Source organism: Companilactobacillus kimchii DSM 13961 = JCM 10707 (assembly GCF_001435445.1).
Lineage (GTDB): Bacteria > Bacillota > Bacilli > Lactobacillales > Lactobacillaceae > Companilactobacillus > Companilactobacillus kimchii.
In genome coordinates this window covers 371,946-389,712 of record NZ_AZDH01000017.1, presented here as the reverse complement: position 1 = coordinate 389,712, position 17,767 = coordinate 371,946, and the positions used below count along the sequence as shown (strand labels likewise).

Genomic DNA, 17,767 nt, shown 5'->3' with positions numbered 1-17,767 from the left:
CAATCCATGATTTTTTAAAACCTATAAAAATGTCTAACTTTTTTATTGCACTTCATATGTTGTGGACTCTAGTAAGTGTCTTTTTTTATTTTTAGGACAAAAAAATTGTTTTATGTGGGAAAATTAGGTAGCGTAGCATTAAGAAGAGGTTATGAAAATAATCTTTAGACATATTGAGGTGTAATAAAAATGTTTGATTATAATACACGAGCAGCAAAGTTTAAATTTCAAGGTGAAGTTATCGTTCCAGGTGATAAAAGCATTGCTCATCGGGCGATTACTTTTGGTGCATTAGCAGACGGAGTTACACAGATTAGCAATTTTTCCTACTCTGATGATTTGGCCGTAACAACAAAAGTTTTTAAAGAACTTGGAGCCAAAATTCATACGGAGATGAGTAACAATGACATGATTATTAAAGGTGTCAATCACCAACTCAAGTCATTGGATCATCCATTAAATATTGAGAATGTTGGAACTCTGGAAAGTCTTTTATTGGGTGTTCTAACGACGAGTAATAATGAATATACAATTAATGGTGGCAACTATTTAAAGCAGCGTTCGATCGATAGACTGGTTGTTTTATTGCAACAGATGGGGGCCGACTTTCAAAAATTATCAGATGATTATTTACCAATCAAAATGCAGGGCAGTGATAAGTTGCAGGGAATTACTTATCAACAAGATATTTCCAGTGCTCAAATCAAAAGTGGTTTGGTAATGGCAGGTATTTATGCTAAAACGCCTACCACAATTATTCGAAAATTGCCTACAAGAGATCATACAGAAGTTTTGGCAAATTATTTTGGTGCGGATGTTGATGCTAAACCAGATATTATTACGATTGATCCCCAAAAAACTCATTTGACTGGACAAAGCTTGATGATACCGGGTGATTTCTCTTCAGCAGCACCATACATTGCTGGTGCTTTGCTATCTAAGGGTAGTGAGGTCAGACTACCTAAAGTGGGACTAAATTCTACAAGAATTGGTTTGTTGAACGTTGCTCAAGAAATGGGTGCCAATATTATGTTAGAGAGTCATTCGATAAATGTTGTAGAACCATATGGAGATTTAGTGATTAAATCTAAGAAATTACATGGAACGACAGTTACTGCTAAACAGGTTCCGTTTATTGTTGATGAAATCCCTTTGATTGCCTTGTTAGCCTCTCAGGCGGAAGGGCAAACCGTAATAGAGGGGATTCACGATGTGCATTTGCAACTAAGTGATCGTATTCGAAATATGCGAGTGGAATTAGCTAAATTGGGAATAATTATGCAGGTCAATGATGATTCAATTGTAATTAATGGTGGTCAATCAATTAAGGTTAAAGATGATGTTGATAGTCACAATGATCATCGGATAGCTATGATGCTTTGTGTAGCTTCGATCCTCACTGCAACTTCTTTTAAAATAAAAAATATTGAATCAATTGATATTTCGTATCCTAATTTTCTAGCCGATTTCAAAAAAGTATTAGTCGCATGTAATTAGTTTAGCTGGTTCTTATGTTTTGGGATTCTTAACCCTACAATAAGGCTGATTTTGAAGATCCATAAATTTGCTGAAAGTAAAATTATTAGCTTCAAGTCATGCTCATGGCGTTTCAACGCCTTTCCAAAAGGACTGTTTAGTGAGAAAGAGGCTTCTTTTTTATTAACTAGTGTCGTATGATTAGTGTAATTGAGATTTGTGTAAGGGGTTACTTAATTAATGATTAAATTTATTGGAACTGACTTAGACGGAACACTGTTGAATAGTTACAGTAAAATATCTACCCAAAATGTGCAGGCTATTCGCGATGCGGTCAATTCCGGAATTGTATTCGCAATCTGTTCGGGGAGAACTCTGCATTCCGTTAATAAATTTTTTGAAAGGGATTTAAAAATACCTGGTTATCGCGTAGTTTTGAATGGAGCGGTCGTAGTTAATTCTAAGGGGGAAAAAATTATTGATCAGCCTTTGGATCATAACGTGATTGCAGAGATTTTAAAACGTGCGGAGTTTAGTAAATTCAAGATTGTTTTAGATGGGCTCAATGATACTTATATCTATGATCCCAATCATCATTGGAATACTTACTTTGAGGGGATGGGACGACATCATTTTAAAGCCCATTCTGTAAATGAGTTGATGAAGTTGAATGATCAGAAGAATTTGGATATTTATAAAGTTTGTTTCAGTTGTCCACCCAAAAGACTGCATGAATTACAAAAGAAATTAGAGTCATTTACAGCACTACCGATAACAATCAGCCGTTCTGGTAGCGATTATTTTGAAATTAATGGTCAAGATGTAACAAAATTGTCGGCTCTGCAACATATTTCAGAATATGAAACAATTCCCATGACTAGTTTTATGTGTTTCGGCGATTATGGAAATGATTTGGACATGATCAAGGAAGCCGGGTATGGCGTAGCTATGGCTAATGCGATTGATAAAGTAAAAGATGTGGCTTGGAATGTTACCGATACTAATAATCAAGATGGCGTAGCGACAATGATTAGACGAGTCTTAAATAAAGAATTTAAATAATAATAGCGACTATTTTGGGAAAATATTTCTCAAGTAGTCGCTGTTTTATTTTTTGAAAAATTGATTATAGGGGGGTTCTATAAATGATTTGAGAGTATTTTTATAAATTCAAAATGTTTTTTGATAAAAACATCTTGATAAATGTTGAAACTAGTTATACAATCTAATTGTTCTATGAAAGCGTTTTAAGTAAACGTTTTAAATAAAAAACAAATAAATATTTTATTCAAAGGGGTATTTTATTATGGCTGAAAAAACAATTATGCTTTGCTGTGCTGCAGGTATGTCAACAAGTTTACTAGTATCAAAGATGCAAAAGGCTGCTGAAAGTGATGGTGTTGACGCTGAAATCTTCGCTACTGCCGCTGCTGATGCTGATGCAAAACTAGAAGAAAAACATCCTGATGTTTTGATGCTTGGACCTCAAGTTAGATATCTAGAGGGTCAATTCAAAGAGAAGTTGACAATTCCTGTTGAAGTTATCAACATGCAAGATTACGGAATGATGAACGGTGAAAAGGTTCTAAGAGAAGCTCTAAGCTTGATCAAATAATCATTCATTTATAAAACACAAAAAAGGGCGCATGTTAGCACCCTTTTCGTTTTTTAAAAATAAAGTAAGCGCTTAATAAAAATATAGAATTAAATAATGAGGAGAACAGAATAATGGCAGAAGAACAACATGATGAACAATTACAAACAGTTATGGGACTAATTATTAACGGGGGAAATGCTAAGAGTTCATCTTTTGAAGCTATCAATGCTGCTAAAAAAGGTCACTTTACAGTTGCTGATCAAAAATTGAAGGAAGCCGACAAGTTCTTAGTTGATGCGCACAATTCTCAAACAGATATGTTAACTAAAGAAGCAAATGGTGATCACGCTAAAGTTACTTTACTAATGGTACATTCACAAGATCATATCATGAATGCTATTACATTTAGAGATCTAGCCGGAGAAATTGTTGATCTATATAAGAAACTTGCTAAAGAAGGAGAATAATCTCAAATGAGTGAGGGAATTCAAATGCCCAAAGGTTTCCTTTGGGGAGGCGCTGTTGCAGCACACCAATTAGAAGGTGGCTGGAATGAGGGTGGCAAAGGCGTAAGTATCGCCGATGTTATGACAGCTGGTGCTAAAGGTGTTGCAAGAAGAGTTACAGATGGTGTCGAGGATGGAGAAATTTATCCTAATCATTGGGGTAATGATTTCTATCACAAGTATCCAGAAGATATTAAATTATTTGCTGAATTAGGTTTGAAATGTTTTAGAACATCGATTGCTTGGACAAGAATTTTCCCTAATGGTGATGAAACAGAGCCTAACGAAGCAGGCTTAAAGTTTTATGATGACATGTTTGATGAATGTTTAAAGTATGGTATTGAGCCAGTTATTACTTTGTCACATTTTGAAATGCCATATCATCTTGTTAAAGAGTATGGTGGTTGGAGCAATCGTAAGATGATTGAATTTTTCGATCGTTTTGCTGAAGTTTGTTTCAAACGTTACAAAGATAAAGTTAAATATTGGATGACGTTCAATGAAATCAATAATCAAACTGATTGGCAAGATCCACATCCATTGCTTCAGAATTCTGGCCTACAATTAGATAAGAATGACAATTGGGAAAAAGAAATGTTCCAAGCTGCTCATTACGAATTTGTTGCCAGTGCTGATGCGGTTCAAATTGCTCATCGAATTGATCCAAGTTTACAAGTTGGTTCCATGATTGCTATGTGTCCAATCTATCCATTGACATCTAAACCAGCTGATATTATGAAAGCTGAACGTGCTATGCAATATCGTTATTACTTTGGTGACGTTCAAGCTTTGGGATTCTATCCTGAATGGATTCAAAAATATTGGGCCCGTAAAGGTTATAACCTAGATATTACAGCTAGCGATTTGGCGACAATTAAGGCTGGAACAGTAGATTATGTCGGCTTCAGTTACTACATGTCCTTTGCAACAAAGGCACATGAAGGAGAAACCCACTTCGACTATGACGAACATGATGATTTGGTTTCAAATCCATACGTTGAAAAGTCAGATTGGGGTTGGCAAATTGATCCAATTGGATTGAGATATGCCATGAACTGGATGACAACACGCTGGCACAAACCTTTGTTCATCGTTGAAAATGGTTTTGGAGCTTACGATAAGGTTGAAGATGATGGTAGTATTCATGATCCTTACCGTATTCAATACTTCCATGATCATATTTTGCAAATGGAAAAGGCTGTTAAAGAAGATGGTGTTCAATTACTTGGTTACACTCCATGGGGTCATATTGACCTTGTGTCAGCAAGTACTGGTGAAATGAAGAAACGTTACGGAATGATTTATGTTGATGAAGATGACGAAGGTCACGGTAGCTTAAAACGTTCTAAGAAGGATTCCTTCTACTGGTATAAGAAAGTAATTGAATCAAATGGTAAAGATTTAGACATATAGTTGAGAGGGGCTTTTATATGACTGAAACAACAAAAAGTGGACTAAGAAAAGATTTTCTATGGGGAGGAGCCGTTGCAGCAAACCAACTTGAGGGAGCTTGGGATGTTGACGGTAAAGGTGTCAGTGTGTCAGATATTATGACAGCTGGTGCTTACCAAAAACCCCGTGAAATTACTGATGGCATAATTGCCGGTAAAAATTATCCTAATCATGAGGCTATTGATTTTTATCATCATTACAAAGATGATATTAAAATGTTTGCTGAAATGGGCTTTAAGTGTTTTAGAACATCTATCGCTTGGACAAGAATTTTTCCTAATGGTGATGAAGCTGAACCTAATGAAGCAGGTTTAAAATTTTATGATGATATGTTTGATGAATGTTTGAAGTATGGTATTGAACCAGTTATTACATTGTCACATTTTGAAATGCCATATCACTTAGTTACGGAATATGGTGGTTGGAGAAATCGTAAGGTAATTGATTTCTTTGTTAAGTTTGCGACTGTTTGTTTCAAACGTTACAAGGATAAAGTTAAGTATTGGATGACTTTCAATGAAATTAACAACCAAACAACTTTTACAAATGATTTCTCTATTGCAACTGATTCCGGTCTGATCTTTAGAAATAATGAATCAGAAGCAGAACGTGAAGCTTTGATGTATCAAGCATCACATTATGAAGTTGTTGCTAGTGCTTTGGCAGTAAAGATCGGTCATAAGATCAATCCTAATTTTGAAATTGGTAATATGGTTAACTTTACTCCAGTTTATCCAGCATCATCAGATCCTAAGGATATCTTATTAGCTGAAAAGGCTATGCAAAGACGTTACTGGTGGGCTGATGTTCAAGCCTTGGGTGAATATCCAGTTGGTATGGAAGCGTACTTCAAGAATCATGACTTGAGACCAGATATAACAGCTGAGGATCGCGTTGTTTTACGTGAAGGAACAGTCGATTATGTTGGTTTTAGTTATTATAATTCTATGACTGTTAAGTATAGTGATGATAATCCTGAATTTAAGTTTGTTGGTGATCGTGAAGCAGTTAAGAATCCTAACCTTAAGTATAATGATTGGGGTTGGCCTGTCGATCCTGTTGGTTTGAGATATTCAATGAACTGGTTGACGGAACATTATCACAAGCCAGTGATGATCGTTGAAAATGGTTTTGGTGCATATGATAAAGTCGAATCAGATGGCAGTATCCATGATGATTATCGTGTTGACTACTTGCGTGCCCACGTCAAACAAATGATTACAGCAGTTAATGAAGATGGCGTAGATCTTATGGGTTACACTCCATGGGGCTGCATTGATTTAGTTTCTGCTGGAACAGGTCAAATGTCCAAACGTTACGGATTCATTTATGTCGACAAAGACGATGAAGGTAACGGAACACTTGCACGTTCAAAGAAAGATTCATTCTACTGGTATCAAAAGGTAATCCGTTCAAACGGATCAGACTTAGACTGAATCTAACAAAAAAGCTGAGACAACGACTAAATCACTTGTCTCGGCTTTTTTTATCGCTAGAAAATGTAACTTGTTACATGTATACTGAAACTAGTTTAGTAAAAATGATATATACCAATAAGAAGGAGGGTGAAAAAACATGTTTCCTTATCAGAAAGTTCATGAGTTGAATCGATTAGAATTAATCGTCTATAAGTACATCATTGGGCATACCAGAGAAGTGCAAGATATGACTATTCGTGAGATGGCTAATGCCGCCCATGTTTCAACGACAACCATTTTGAGATTTCTTAAGAAAATGGATTACAGTGGTTTTTCAGAGTTCAAATTTGCTTTAAAACAGAGCTTAAAACAACCCTCTAAAGCTCAACAAGATCCTAGCATGGAGCCAATTAAGAACTTCTTTCAATTAGTTGCTGACGAAGAACCATTTGATAATAAGATCGAGCAGGCCGCCGATATGATCAACGCTGCTGACTTAGTATTGTTCTTTGGAGTAGGTAACAGTGGTCGTATCGCCCAGTATGGGGCTAGTATCTTATCTAGCTACGGCATTTATTCATTGCCGATCATTGACCCATTCCAGCCGGAACCATTTTCTAACCGTGATTTCAGTAAGACCTTACTAGTCTTAGTATCTATCTCAGGTGAAACCGATGAAGTATTGGAACAGGCTCGTTATTACAAGAAGAATGGAGCAGAAACAATAGCTTTAACAGCTAACTCATATTCTGTTTTAAATCAGGTAACAGACTTTGCAATTTCCTACGATACGCCTCAAAATCGTAAGGGACATATCAATGTTACGACTCAGGTACCTATCGTTTATACCCTAGAACAGATCTCTAATTGTGCTTACCATAAGATGGTAGACCAAGTAGACAATAGATTTTCGGAACATGTCACAGATTAGTGACATGTTTTTTAGATCAAAACATATTATTTTACTTATAAAAACATATACATTTTGATGAAAAGGTTTACAATGGTATTTGTAAGCGGATAACAGTGTTTCTGCTTAGTAACAAATTTTATTTTTGAGGGGGTTTTGCTCATGGCTGAAAAGAAACCAAACAGTTTTATCACCGACAAGGTTATTCCACTCGCTGGTAAACTTGCTTCTTCTCGTCATTTGATTGCATTGCGTGATGGTATGACATTAGCTGTTCCTATGATTATCATCGGATCAGTCTTCATGATCATCGCACAATTTCCAATTCAAGCCTATTTGGACTTTATGGCTAGTGTCTTTGGTAAGAATTGGGCAACTGTTTTACAATATCCAACTAACGCATCATTCCATATTATGGGTCTGATTGCTGTTATTGGTATTTCTTATAACTTGGCAAAGAGTTATAAGGTTGATCCAATTTCTGCTTCAATCGTTTCAATGGGTGCTTTCGTACTTACTATTCCTTTGAAGACAGATAAAGCTGGCGCATTGTGGATTCCATTGACACAATTTGATTCAGCTGGTCTATTTACAGCTATTATTGTTGGTTTATTCATTACCGACTTTTATGTATGGATGGTTCACAAGAACTGGACAATTAAGATGCCTGATACAGTTCCACCTGCAGTAAGTAACTCATTTGCTGCTTTGTTCCCAGGTTTCATCGTTTTAGCTCTTGTTTGGGTAATTCGTTTAGGTGTTGAAGCAACACCAATGCAAAGTATTCCAAATATCATTTCATTCTTCTTGGCTACACCACTAAGTCACTTGAGTAACACATTACCTGGTGCTCTAGTAGCTGAATTCCTTGTTTCATTCCTATGGGTATTCGGTATTCACGGTGCTAACGTTGTTTCTGGTGTTATGATGCCTATTTGGTTGACAGCTTTGAACCAAAACCACGCAGCCTTCACTGCTGGTAAAGCTCTACCAAACATCGTTACAACATCATTCTTTGATAACTTCGTTCACATGGGTGGTTCTGGTGCCACAATCGGTTTGGCTATGTTGCTAGCCTTCGCCGCAAAGAGTAAAGAACTTAAGACTTTAGGTAAGTTGGTTGCTGGACCTGCTTTGTTCAATATTAATGAACCTATTCTCTTCGGTCTACCAATTGTTATGAACTATAGAATGCTAGTTCCATTCATTCTTACACCTTTAATTAACGTAACAACAACATATATTGGTATGGCTACTAATTTGGTTGCAAGACCAATGGGTGTTTACATTCCTTGGACAACTCCACCAATTCTATCAGGATTTATTGCAACTGGACATATTTCTGGTTCTGTAATGCAAATTATCAATATCATTCTTGATACTTTGATGTACTGGTTCTTCTTCAAGTCAATGGATAAAGAAAAATTGGCTGAAGAATTAGATCCAAAGAGTGCTAAAGCTTAATACTAATTTTTGGAGGTTTCGTTTTGAGAAGACTTGGATTGTCACTATATCCTGAACATTCAACCCTAGAGGAAGATAAAAAATATCTCGATACAGCTAGTAAACTAGGTTATTCAAGAATATTTGCTTCATTATTAGAGTTGGGCGATGACAAGGATAAGACTATCAATCGTTTCAAAGAAACAATTGCTTATGGAAATAAGCTGGGATTTGTCACGATTGTAGATATGAATCCTAGGTTGTTCAAGGAATTGAACATCAGCTACGATGATTTATCATTTTTCCACGATCTTGGGGCTTATGGAATCAGACTAGACGAGGGCTTTTCCGGTATGGAAGAGGCTAAGATGACTCGTAATCCTTATAGATTGAAAATTGAAATAAATATGAGTTCTGGTACTCATTACTTGGACAATATCATTTCATATCATCCAGATACAAACAACTTACTTGGTTGTCATAATTTCTATCCTCAAAGATATACTGGTTTGGGAGAAGATTTCTTCATTAAGTGGTCAAACTTCTTTAAGGACCGTAACATCCATTCTGCTGCCTTTGTGAGTTCACACCACGCAACTTTTGGACCATGGCCAGTGCAGGATGGTTTACCAACTTTGGAAGATGATCGTGATTTGCCAATCGCAACTCAAGTTAAACACTTACTATTAAGTGGTGTAGTTGATGATGTGATTATTGGTAATACTTATGCATCTGATGAAGAATTAGAGGAAGCTTCAAAGGCTTTCTATGCACCATATCCAGTTTTGAAAGTGGATTTTTCTCAAAATGCTACTGAATTAGAAAAAGAAGTTATCTTGAAGTCTACTCACGTCTATCGTGGCGATGCATCAGATTACTTATTACGTAGTACGATGACTAGAGTGCATTATCGAGATCGTGACTTTCCTGCTCATGATACTGATGATATTAAACGAGGCGACATCATTATTGTTAACGAGAAATATGGACAATATAAAGGTGAAACTCAAATAGCACTGCGTGATATTAAGAATGATGGACGACGTAATGTTATCGGACATTTGAATTCTGATGAGGCCTTTTTGTTGAAATACATAGAGCCTTGGAGTAGTTTTAAGTTAACTGAATAAGACAAAGAATACTATTCTCAAAAGAATAGTATTTTTTTATAGGGAGAAAGTTATGAATAAATATTTGCTTGGAGAAAATGAATTCGATAAGTTTTATGATTTATATTTGTATTCCTTTAATCGTCAAGACTCGTTACAACGTAAGCGTGTCTTTAAAGAACGATATGATCATTCATTAGTCTATGGGATTATGAATGATTCGAAATTAGGTAGTGGCCTGTTTAGTATTCCGTTTGAAGTTAACTTTCATGGTATTGATTATAAGATGAATGGTATCGGAGACGTAATGAGTGCTCCTGAATTTGGTGGTCAAGGTGGTGCCGGTAAATTAATGAATGAGGCTCTGTTTGATATGTATAAAAATCATGTTACTTTGTCTTATTTGGCTCCATTTTCTTTTGGATACTATCGCCGTTTTGGATTTGAGCAGGTCTTTGACCATACACAAATTGAAATCAAGAGTGAAAATTTGCCTCGAATCAAGAATGCTGAGCATGGTTATGTTCAGAGGATTTCTATTAAAGATATTCCTGACGAATTAAAGAAGATGTATCTAGATCAGAATGATTTAGGTGGAGTAAATCGTGCAAAGTGGTGGTGGGACCATATGTTAGATAAACACTCTGACTACCAAGCTGCTTTAGCATATGACGACGATGATGTCTTGATTGGTTATTTGATTTATTACAATCAGGACCAAACCTTTCATATTCATGAGTGGATCAACCTCAATCCCTTAAGTCGTCAATTATTAGCAAAATTTGTTATTAAGCATCAATCAATTTTTTCAAAATTTGTCTATGAATCATCAGATCCAGATTTTAAATCAGATATTTTAGAGGATCCTTATGTAGCGAGATTAACAGTAACTCCTTATATGATGGCAAGAATTGTTAACCTAGAAGACTTTTTAAAACGTTATCCAATTCAAGTAAATTCTTTGGAAAAAATATATTTCAGAGTTAAAGATACTTTGGAATGGAATGACCATACTTGGGCTCTAGCTATCAATAATGGTGAAGTAGAATTAAGTGATGCTGACGGTGAAGGAGCCGATCTAGAATTAACAATTCAAACATTGACTAAAGCAATGTTTGGTTATCGTAAATTAAATTCTTTGGCTGATTACGGAATGGTTAAAGGAGATTTGAGCAAAATAAATAGTTTGTCACAAGTATTTGTTTCCGAAAAACCTCAGTTAATCGACTATTTCTAAAATTGGTAAGGACCAAAATATAATAAAATATATAGAATAAAATTCATAAAAAATATGTAATAAATAATGAAAAAACAAAAAAAGTATAGTACGCTTGTCATGGGGTTATAAGTTAATAGAAGGAAAATACTATTGGGAGGTTACATTCTTTGACATGGCATGTATGGCAAGTATCACCATTTATTACCAGCATCTTTTTCATTCTGGGTGTATTCACATTGTATCAAGTCCTATACGACTGGCTTAAGTCTATTTCTCACTATAAGAATCTGAGGATGACCGATGATCAGTTGAAAGATGTTTTTGGCATTCTCTACATGCTGATTTTTATTTTCAGTATGCAAGCTACAATTGTAGGAAAGTCTATTTCATGGGAATTCATGAATTTTCAAATAATGGCGATAATCTTCTGCGCTTATTTTTTAAATATTCGTATTCCGTACCGTTACTTTATTCCTATTATACTGGTCTACATGATCTTCAATTCTTCAATAGGCTATTGGGAATCGTGGTGCCATGCGTGGACCTTGATTATGAGTTATGAATCATTCAATCATATCAGACGAATGCAAGAGGAAGATCATCGTTTTGCAAGGTATATGATGGTCGGTGTTGTATATGGTGGTTTAATGTGGTTCTTCGTTATGGTTAAATTCAACCTGACGTTAGCAACGTTTTATGAAGAATGGTTCTACTTGGTTATTTTTGAAATTTTACTCTATAGTTATGTGAATATGATTTTACGTGATAGCAAATTAAAGATGCATTTGTTAGAATTTGCTAATCACGATGCTTTAACTAAAGCTGAAAATTATGCTGCTTATATGACTGAAATTCAATATGAATTTGAAGTTTGTCAACGAAATAAATTACATCTATCTATGATGATGTTTGATATCGATCATTTTAAAAAGGTGAATGATACCTATGGTCACCTAGCAGGAGATAAGGTTTTGCAGCACGTTGCGGATGTTGCACAGACAGTAATTAATGCAAACGATCCAAAAGTAAAATTTTATCGAACTGGTGGGGAGGAATTCAATGTTGTCTTTCCAGGATATGATATGGATTCGACTAAGGATATTGTAAATGAGATCTTCATGGCTTTAAATCATCTAGAAATTGATATTAATGGTAAAAAGATTTATATTACTATTTCGATGGGAGTTTCTACTGTTACAGCAAAAGATGTTCAACCTAACGATTTATACAGTCGAGTAGATGACAATCTTTATCACTCTAAGAACAACGGTCGTATGCAAATCACGGCTTTCTAAAAAAATCCGCTATTTCTATCTTTGTAATGAAATAACGGTTTTTTTTATGCTAAAATTAACTAGCATGAATATATATATTTTTAAAATTAAATAAATTATTGAATAAAATTGAATTTGAGGAGGGTTATGCGTCTTTGACATGGTCTGTGTGGCACGTATCACCATTTATAACAAGTGTTTTTTTTATTTTAGGGATCTTTACGTTATATCAAGTTCTCTACGATGGACTAAAAACGTTGCTACATTCTAAAAATATTAAGATAGATGACGATTCACTAAATTCCATATTTGGGGTTTTGTATATGTTGATCTTTATTTTTAGTATGCAGGCCACCTTAGTGGGAACTCCCATATCGTGGCAATTTATGAATTTTCAATTAATAGGATTAATTTTCTGTGCCTATTTCTTGAATATAAAAGTTCCAACGTATTACTTCTTCCCAATTATGGTGTTGTATATGATTTTCAATGGTTCAATCGGTTATTGGGAATCGTGGCTTCACGGAATTATTTTAATGATTTTCTATATTTCGTTGAATAAATTACGTCGTCGTCAGAAATATCGTCACCCATTTGTGTGTTATATGTTAATGGGAACTGTTTTTGGAGGGATGTTGTGGTTATGTATGAAGATCAAGTTTGCATTGCCAATGGCAACATTCTTTGAAGAATGGTTTTACTTAGTTATTTTTGAAGCACTGCTCTTTAGTTATGTAGGAATGATCTTGCGTGATAGTCAATTAAAAATAAAGCTATTACAATTTGCTAATCATGATGCGTTAACTAAAACTGAAAATTATGCCGCTTATACGGCAGAAATTAATAATCTATTTGACAGTAGTTCAAGAAATAAGCTGGATTTATCAATGATGATGTTTGATATTGATCATTTTAAACAAGTAAATGATACCTATGGTCATTTAGCTGGTGATAAGGTGTTGCAACACGTTGCTGACGTAGTTCACACAGTTATCAATGCTAATGATCCTAAGGTTAAGTTGTATCGTACTGGTGGCGAAGAGTTCAATGTGATTTTTCCAGGATATGACTTAGATTCTACGGAACCGATCGTTAAGGAAATTTTTGCAGCTTTGAATCACTTAGACGTCAATATTGATGGTGAGGATATTTCAATAACAATTTCTGTTGGTGTTTCAATGATATCGAAAAAAGATACAGAACCTAATGATTTCTATACACGGGTTGATAGTAACTTGTATCGTTCTAAAAGAAATGGTCGTATGAGAATTACGGTAGCTTAAAATTAAATTAAAAAATGGCATCTATATTGGATTTTTTATAAATCTAACATAGATGCCATTTATTTTTTACGCAGCAGTTTCTACTTTTGAAACTTTATTACTTTTAGGCATAACCAGATTTAAGATAATAGCGGCAATAGCTGCTACAGCGATTGGTGATCCTAGTAAGTATTGAAGAATTTGTGGAGCATTCTTAGTTACATTAGCGGGTAAGAGTACTAAAGCCAATGTTAAAACAATTGGTAAACCGATAATGTAAAGATCACGGTCAGTTGTTTCAAGACCACGGATAACGTTTAAACCATTTAACATAATAGTAACGGTAATAATAGCGAAGACACCACCGATAACTGGTGCAGGGATAGCGGCTAGGAAAGCAGATAACTTACTGAAGAATCCTAGAATGGAGAACCAAATTCCGGCGAAAAGGAAAACTCGTTTACTAGCAACACCGGTAATGGAGATCACCCCAGCGTTAGTTGAGTAACCTGTAACAGGCGTTGTACCGAGAAGAGCAGCAACTAAACAACTTAACCCTTCACCGATAATACCGTGGTTCCATTGTTTGTCAGTGATTTCATGATTAGTAACGGCACCCATAGCGAACCAAGTACCAGTTGTTTCAGTAGTAATTACAGCATAGATGATAATGAAGGTAATGATAGCTGAAGGTGAGAAGTTGATACCCCAGTGGAAAATAGTTCTTTGAGGAAGGCCAAACCAAGCAGCATCAGCAACAGTTTTCCAATCGAACATGCCCATCATACTTGATACTAAAGTACCAACACCTAGTGCCAAAATAATTGAGCTAGTTCTGAAGAAGCGACGAACTTTAGGAAATTTTAAGCTAATTCCCACAGAGACGACTAAAGTCAAAGCGGTAATAGAAGCTAAGATAATATTTTTATCAATATTTCCGGGAGCATTGAAGATATTACTGTTTAAAGCTGTAGGAATCAATGAAAGACCAACACAGGTGATGATAGTACCACCAACCATAGCTGGCACTAATTTATTAATAATTTTTTGAAAAACACCTGTAGCTCCTAAGATAATTAAAATAATGGAACCTATCAATAAAGCACCAATTAAGGTTCCCATTCCGTTTCCTTTAAGACCACCAGAGGCTAAAACAACTCCGGCTGCGGCACCTAGTGGAACAAATGAAGGACCCTGAGAAACAGGCATTTTCATGAAGACAAAGGTTTGTAAGATTGTACCAATACCAGCGGCTAAGAAAGTTGACTGTAAAAGTCCCATTTGGTCTCCTAAGCCCATAGCCATCATTCCTGCAAGAATGATAGGGGGTACGTAAATATCCATCGCTAGGACGTGTTGAAGTCCTAAGAATCCAGCTTCACCTAGACCAATTTTATCGTCTGGGCCAACTAATAAATTACTCTTATTATTTTCCATTTTCTTCTCCTAGATTATCGTGAACTAATTTTCCGGATACATAAACCTGCTTGATGTTCTCTTTGTTAGTGTGATAAATCAGTCTTTCAAAGATTTCTTGCGGTTGATTGGATGATAGTTCGTAGTATTGATCTTCAACAATTTGTAAGTCAGCTTTGAAACCAGGCTTGATTTGCCCAGTTTGGAGATGGAGAGCTAAAGCACCGCCAACAGTTGCTAAATAAAAGACATTTGCAGCTGTTAAACGACTATTCTGTTTAGTTTCATCTTGTAAGGTTTGAGATGACATAATTGCTTGTTGCATATTTCGATAAAGGCTTGGAGAGAACCCTCCAGAGATGTCAGTTCCTAAACCAATTTTTACTTTCTGTTGGTAAGCTTCTTTGACACGCATAATGTTATTGCCAAAATAAACGTTAGAAATTGGACAATGAGCTAAAGCAGTTTGTTTATTGCGAAGCAGTTGTAAGTCACTGTCACTTAGTTGAGTGCCATGTGCTAAAACTGTTTTGTCAGTTAGTAAACCAAATTGATCCAGTACTTCAGCATCTCTTTTGTGAAAACGATTGATAGCATACTGATCTTCCCAGATGCTTTCACTACAATGAGTTTGGATAGGGAGGTTGTATTCAGCTGCTAATCTTCCTAGACCAGCCAGAGTATTGTCAGTACAACTAGGAACGAAACGAGGTGTGATAACAGGAGTTACTTCAGCTTTAGTTTGTTTTTGTAGTTGAAGAACTTCCTCAATGAAACGTTTAATTTCGTTAAGTGCTTCCTGAGAAGAATTATCACGGTAAAAATCAGGTGTTTGTTCTGGATTGTCCATTGCAACTTTCCCAATAAAGGCTCTCTGTCCCAATTGAGCAGATATTTTTGCAAGGATTATATTAGCATCAGTATCAACTGAACCGAAGAAAAGACCAGTTGTTGTTCCGTTCGCTAATAGTTCAGAAATGAGGTTTCGGTATACTTTTTCAGCATAAGCCAAGTCTTTAAACTTAGCTTCTAGAGGAAAAGTGTACGTATTGAGCCATTCTTGAAGCGGCCGATCCAAAGCCAAACCAGCTTGAGGCCATTGTGGTGCATGAATATGTAAATCAGTGAATCCTGGTAGTAAATAATTACCAGGCGGTAAGATACGGAGAATCTTTTGTTGCTCAGCAAGTTGTTTGACAGATTGGTAATCAGAATCTTCAACGGAAATTACACGGTCAATAATGCCTGACTGGTCTACACATATAAGTACTTTTGGTGTAAAATCCGCCTTGTCAAACGTTGCTGAAGAAATAATAGGTCCTTCAAAAACAATTTGATAGGTGATAATCTAACACTTCCTTAAAATTTATTGTTCTTAGAATAACATGAATGATTGTGTAAATAAATAGTAAAATGTTCGTGTTTTACTTAAATAAGGAAATAGCACGCTTCCATCTTTTTGGAAACGCGCTATTTTTGAATATAAAAATAATTTTGAAATAGGTTGTAGTTACTTTTAGATTAGGATATTTAGGCTTAATAAAGATTTCTTTTGAAAATTATTTTTATTAAAAGTATGTGGAATTTATTTTATAAAAATATTTTATTTTAATTAAATGGACTGATTGTAATTATTTCTTTACAAAGTTAGTAAAAAAAAATCTTGATTGTATATACAATCCTGACTATACTAAAAAATGAAATCGATTACAAAAAGGAGCGATAAAATGACTTATGCAATGATTGGTACTTGGAGAATGGCCTATGAAGGTTTATGTAAAGGAATGAATCTTTTAAAGACTAATGGGAAAAGTTCAGATGCTGTAGAAGAAGCTATTAAAGAAGTTGAAGATTATCCTTTTTTTAAATCAGTTGGATATGGTGGATTGCCTAATGCTAATGGCTTGGTAGAAATGGATTCTGCTTTTATGAATGGTGATACTTTTGAAGTCGGAGCCGTGATGGGAATCAGTGATATTAAAAATCCAATTTCAGTAGCCAAGAAATTAAGTCATGAGCATTTTAATAGCGTCATGGTAGGAGAGGGTGCTACTCAATATGCAGCACAGAATGGCTTTGAACGAAAAAATATGTTAACTGACAGGGCTAAAAAAATTTGGGAAAAAAGAAAAAGAGAGATAGCCGAAAAAAATCTATCACCTTATGATGGTCACGATACTGTAGGAATGGTAAGCCTTGATCAAAACGGATCAGTTTCGGTGGGTACCTCTACATCAGGATTATTTATGAAGAAGCCTGGTAGGACTGGAGATTCAGCTTTAGTGGGAGATGGTTTTTACGCTGATAGTGAAATTGGCGGTGCAGCTGCAACTGGATTAGGAGAGGATATCATGAAAGGGTGTCTCTGCTATGAAATTGTTAGTTTGATGGGAAGCGGATTAAGTCCACAGGATGCATGTGATCAAGCAGTTTATCCTTTTGTTGAGAAATTAAAGAAGCGCTATGGCAAAGCAGGTGAGTTCTCGTTGGTTGCTCTTAATAAAGAAGGCCAATGGGGTGTAGCGACAAATGTTGAATTTACTTTTGCTGTAGGAACAGAAACTAAGGAGCCTAAGATTTATATTGCCTATCCAGAAGACGGTAATAATACTAAGGTTAATCCAATTACTCAAGAGTGGTTAGATGCTTATGAGAAAAGAATTAAGGCTCCAATAGATTAAGAGG

The 17,767-nt window shown here is 35.5% G+C and carries 15 protein-coding genes; 13 read left to right on the top strand and 2 right to left on the bottom strand.

Going from position 1 to position 17,767, the window contains the following annotated elements; all coding sequences use genetic code 11:
- Positions 1–189: 189 nt before the first annotated feature.
- The 12 genes from aroA (at position 190) to FC97_RS08750 (ending at position 13,687) form a co-directional block, all read left to right on the top strand.
- Positions 190–1,497, top strand: coding sequence for a 3-phosphoshikimate 1-carboxyvinyltransferase (gene aroA / locus FC97_RS08805; RefSeq protein WP_054642344.1), 1,308 nt, complete (start codon positions 190–192; stop codon positions 1,495–1,497).
- Between the two features lie 219 nt (positions 1,498–1,716).
- Complete coding sequence (locus FC97_RS13285) at positions 1,717–2,538, top strand: Cof-type HAD-IIB family hydrolase (protein WP_082397489.1); 822 nt, start codon at positions 1,717–1,719, stop codon at positions 2,536–2,538.
- A 244-nt stretch (positions 2,539–2,782) separates the two neighbouring features.
- Positions 2,783–3,091, top strand: a complete 309-nt coding sequence (locus tag FC97_RS08795; protein WP_025085508.1) for a PTS sugar transporter subunit IIB — start codon at positions 2,783–2,785, stop codon at positions 3,089–3,091.
- Positions 3,092–3,204: 113 nt separating this feature from the next.
- Positions 3,205–3,540 carry a PTS lactose/cellobiose transporter subunit IIA gene (locus FC97_RS08790; protein WP_002819703.1) on the top strand — a complete coding sequence of 112 codons (336 nt, stop codon included), beginning with the start codon at positions 3,205–3,207 and terminating at the stop codon, positions 3,538–3,540.
- Positions 3,541–3,546: 6 nt separating this feature from the next.
- A complete protein-coding gene (locus FC97_RS08785) occupies positions 3,547–4,992 on the top strand; it encodes a 6-phospho-beta-glucosidase (RefSeq protein WP_054642343.1) in 1,446 nt (481 codons plus the stop codon).
- A gap of 17 nt (positions 4,993–5,009) precedes the next feature.
- On the top strand, positions 5,010–6,467 hold the full coding sequence (locus tag FC97_RS08780) for a 6-phospho-beta-glucosidase (protein WP_054642342.1): 1,458 nt from the start codon (positions 5,010–5,012) through the stop codon (positions 6,465–6,467).
- A gap of 139 nt (positions 6,468–6,606) precedes the next feature.
- Positions 6,607–7,380, top strand: a complete 774-nt coding sequence (locus FC97_RS08775; RefSeq protein ID WP_054642341.1) for a MurR/RpiR family transcriptional regulator — start codon at positions 6,607–6,609, stop codon at positions 7,378–7,380.
- A 141-nt stretch (positions 7,381–7,521) separates the two neighbouring features.
- Positions 7,522–8,823 (top strand): PTS cellobiose transporter subunit IIC, encoded by a 1,302-nt coding sequence (gene celB, locus FC97_RS08770; RefSeq protein WP_054642340.1) that lies wholly within the window; start codon positions 7,522–7,524, stop codon positions 8,821–8,823.
- A 23-nt stretch (positions 8,824–8,846) separates the two neighbouring features.
- Entirely contained in the window at positions 8,847–9,932 is a 1,086-nt protein-coding gene (locus FC97_RS08765; RefSeq protein ID WP_054642339.1) for a DUF871 domain-containing protein, read from the top strand.
- Between the two features lie 52 nt (positions 9,933–9,984).
- Entirely contained in the window at positions 9,985–11,148 is a 1,164-nt protein-coding gene (locus FC97_RS08760) for a GNAT family N-acetyltransferase (RefSeq protein ID WP_054642338.1), read from the top strand.
- Between the two features lie 149 nt (positions 11,149–11,297).
- A complete protein-coding gene (locus tag FC97_RS08755; RefSeq protein WP_056968095.1) occupies positions 11,298–12,425 on the top strand; it encodes a GGDEF domain-containing protein in 1,128 nt (375 codons plus the stop codon).
- Between the two features lie 302 nt (positions 12,426–12,727).
- Entirely contained in the window at positions 12,728–13,687 is a 960-nt protein-coding gene (locus tag FC97_RS08750) for a GGDEF domain-containing protein (protein ID WP_225868681.1), read from the top strand.
- A 66-nt stretch (positions 13,688–13,753) separates the two neighbouring features.
- On the opposite strand, the gene FC97_RS08745 is transcribed toward FC97_RS08750, so the two are convergent.
- The gene (locus FC97_RS08745; protein ID WP_054642336.1) at positions 13,754–15,103 is read right to left on the bottom strand and encodes a uracil-xanthine permease family protein; all 1,350 of its coding nucleotides are present in this window, start codon (positions 15,101–15,103) and stop codon (positions 13,754–13,756) included.
- Complete coding sequence (guaD, locus tag FC97_RS08740) at positions 15,093–16,430, bottom strand: guanine deaminase (protein ID WP_054642335.1); 1,338 nt, start codon at positions 16,428–16,430, stop codon at positions 15,093–15,095. Before guaD ends, FC97_RS08745 begins: the two co-directional genes overlap by 11 nt.
- 379 nt (positions 16,431–16,809) lie before the next feature.
- Here guaD and FC97_RS08735 point away from each other — a divergent pair, with 379 nt between their 5' ends.
- A complete protein-coding gene (locus FC97_RS08735; protein WP_056968093.1) occupies positions 16,810–17,763 on the top strand; it encodes a glycosylasparaginase in 954 nt (317 codons plus the stop codon).
- Positions 17,764–17,767: the final 4 nt, after the last annotated feature.

Coding starts and splice junctions, on each gene's coding strand:
- aroA (WP_054642344.1), top strand. CDS start 190: ATGTTTGATTATAATACACGAGCAGCAAAGTTTAAATTTCAAGGTGAA.
- FC97_RS13285 (WP_082397489.1), top strand. CDS start 1,717: ATGATTAAATTTATTGGAACTGACTTAGACGGAACACTGTTGAATAGT.
- FC97_RS08795 (WP_025085508.1), top strand. CDS start 2,783: ATGGCTGAAAAAACAATTATGCTTTGCTGTGCTGCAGGTATGTCAACA.
- FC97_RS08790 (WP_002819703.1), top strand. CDS start 3,205: ATGGCAGAAGAACAACATGATGAACAATTACAAACAGTTATGGGACTA.
- FC97_RS08785 (WP_054642343.1), top strand. CDS start 3,547: ATGAGTGAGGGAATTCAAATGCCCAAAGGTTTCCTTTGGGGAGGCGCT.
- FC97_RS08780 (WP_054642342.1), top strand. CDS start 5,010: ATGACTGAAACAACAAAAAGTGGACTAAGAAAAGATTTTCTATGGGGA.
- FC97_RS08775 (WP_054642341.1), top strand. CDS start 6,607: ATGTTTCCTTATCAGAAAGTTCATGAGTTGAATCGATTAGAATTAATC.
- celB (WP_054642340.1), top strand. CDS start 7,522: ATGGCTGAAAAGAAACCAAACAGTTTTATCACCGACAAGGTTATTCCA.
- FC97_RS08760 (WP_054642338.1), top strand. CDS start 9,985: ATGAATAAATATTTGCTTGGAGAAAATGAATTCGATAAGTTTTATGAT.
- FC97_RS08750 (WP_225868681.1), top strand. CDS start 12,728: ATGTTGATCTTTATTTTTAGTATGCAGGCCACCTTAGTGGGAACTCCC.
- FC97_RS08745 (WP_054642336.1), bottom strand. CDS start 15,103: ATGGAAAATAATAAGAGTAATTTATTAGTTGGCCCAGACGATAAAATT.
- FC97_RS08735 (WP_056968093.1), top strand. CDS start 16,810: ATGACTTATGCAATGATTGGTACTTGGAGAATGGCCTATGAAGGTTTA.